This is a genomic window from Achromobacter sp. 1011791174 (assembly GCF_059760925.1).
The window spans coordinates 1-2,216 of the sequence record NZ_JCBANH010000193.1 but is presented as its reverse complement, the minus strand read 5'-3'; the positions used below and the strand labels follow the sequence as shown (position 1 = coordinate 2,216).

The following is a 2,216-nucleotide window of genomic DNA, read 5'->3' as shown; positions in this document are numbered from 1 at the left end:
AGGCCAGCGTGCCACTGTTGGCCACGTTGCCGCTGATGCTGCCCGTGGCGGAGCCACCCGCGCCGGCGCCCAGCTGCAGCGTGCCGGCCGTGATCGTCGTGCCTCCCGCATAGACGTTGTCCGCGTGCAGCGTCAGCGTGCCCGCGCCGCCCTTGCTCAGCGCGCCGCTGCCGCTGATCGCGCTCGTCACGCCCAGGGTGGCCCCCGCCGCGACATCGATGCCGCCGTCGCCCAAGCCCACCGTGATCGCGCGCCCCGTGTCGAAGCTCGCGGTCGCGGCCAGCGTGCCACCGTCCAGCGACAGCGCACCCGAAGCCGCGCCCAGGTTCGCGTCCCGGGATACCTGCACCGTGCCGCTGTTGACCGCCGTGCCCCCGGTGTAGGTATTGACGCCGGACAGCGCCAGCGTGCCCAGGTCCGTCTTGACCACCTTGGCCGCGCCATCAAGCACCGTGGCGATCGTCGCCGTGTAACCCGCGCCGGCCGCCGTGCCGTCGCCCACGCGGATCGTCGCCTCGTTCGGCCCGCTCCCCGCCGGCGATCCCTTCAGACTCAGCTTGTCTCCGCTGGCGTTACCCTGCAGGACATAGCCATCGGTGGCGAATTGCATGCCCTGCACGTTGATCGCCCCATTGGCGCTGCTGTCGACCCGCACCGTGCCGCTCTGGCCGCTGAAGATCGCGTAGGCGTCCTGGTTCCAGCCCGCGTTGACCCTGCCGCCGACATCGGTCCAGTTGTCGTTGACGCCGCCCGGCGCCACCCAGGTGCCCGAGCCGCCGTTGACCTGGCTGTTGTTCTTGGGACCGGCGCCGCCGTCCCAGTGGTTCAGCGTCAGGCCATTGCTGTACGTAAGATTGACCTGCTTGTCCACCGAGGTCTGGATGAAGTAGTCGGTGCGATCGGCCCCGGTCGGCAGCGCGCCCAGCGTCAGGCCCGCCGCATTGGACAGCGTGCCGCCGTAGCTGATGACGCGGTACACGCCGACATCCAGGCTGCCTCCCGGCGACAGCGCCACGTTCAGCTTGCCGCCCAGCGACACATCGCCCGCCACCACGATCAGGTCGTTCAGCGGGCCGCCGACCACGTTGGCCTCGCCGAACGAATAGTCCAGCGTCGTGCCGCTGCCCAGCGCCAGATTGCCCTTGATCGTCAGCGTGCCCGGCGCGGGGCCGTTGTCGCCGGGCGACAGCGTGCTGTTGCCCGTCAGCGTCACGTCGCCGCCGATCACGCCCTTGCCGCCAAGGGTGGCATTGTTGACAGTCGTCACGCCGGTCGCGGCCGTCTGGTCGCCGTTGACATACAGGCTGCCCGCGTCAACCGTGGTGCCGCCAGTGTAGGTATTGGCGGCTGTCAGGATGGTGGCGCCGTTGCCCTGCTGCGTGAACGAGCCCGTGCCGCTGATGGCCCCGCCCAGCGTATAGGTATTGCTGCGATTGACAACCAGACTGCCGTTGTTGGTCACGTCGCCGACGATGCTACCCGTCGTGCCGCCCGCGCCCAGCCGCAAGACGCCCGCCGTGATCGTGGTGCCACCGGTGTAGGTATTGGCGGCCGTCAGGACCGTGGTGCCGTTACCCTGCTGCGTGACCGAACCCGTGCCGCTGACGGCCCCGCCCAGCGTATAGGTATCGCTGCGATTGACAACCAGGCTGCCGTTGTTGGTCACGTCGCCGACGATGCTGCCCGTCGTGCCCCCCGCGCCCAGCTGCAAGGCGCCCGCCGTGATCGTGGTGCCACCGGTGTAGGTATTGGCGGCCGTCAGGATCGTGGCGCCGTTGCCCTGCTGCGTGACCGAGCCCGTGCCGCTGATTAGTCCGCCAAAAGTATTGATATTGCTGCGGTTGAAAGCCAGCGCGCCACTGTTGGCCACGTTGCCGCTGATGCTGCCCGTGGCGGAGCCGCCCGCGCCGGCGCCCAGCTGCAGCGTGCCCGCCGTGATCGTCGTGCCTCCCGCATAAACGTTGTCCGCGTGCAGCGTCAGCGTACCCGCGCCGCCCTTGCTCACTGCGCCGCTGCCGCTGATCGCGCTGGTCACGCCCAGGTTGGCCCCCGCCGCGACATTGATGCCGCCGTCGCCCAAGCCCACCGTGATCGCGCGCCCCGTGTCGAAGCTCGCGGTCGCCGCCAGCGCGCCGCCGTCCAGCGACAGCGCGCCCGAAGCCGCGCCCAGGTTCGCGTCCCGGGATACCTGCACCGTGCCGCTGTTGACCGCCGTG

General features: G+C 69.9%; 1 protein-coding gene. It reads right to left on the bottom strand.

Going from position 1 to position 2,216, the window contains the following annotated elements; translation table 11 throughout:
* The coding region (locus AC6LJ5_RS30250) for an autotransporter-associated beta strand repeat-containing protein (protein WP_498142444.1) at positions 1–2,216 on the bottom strand (2,216 nt) is incomplete at both ends.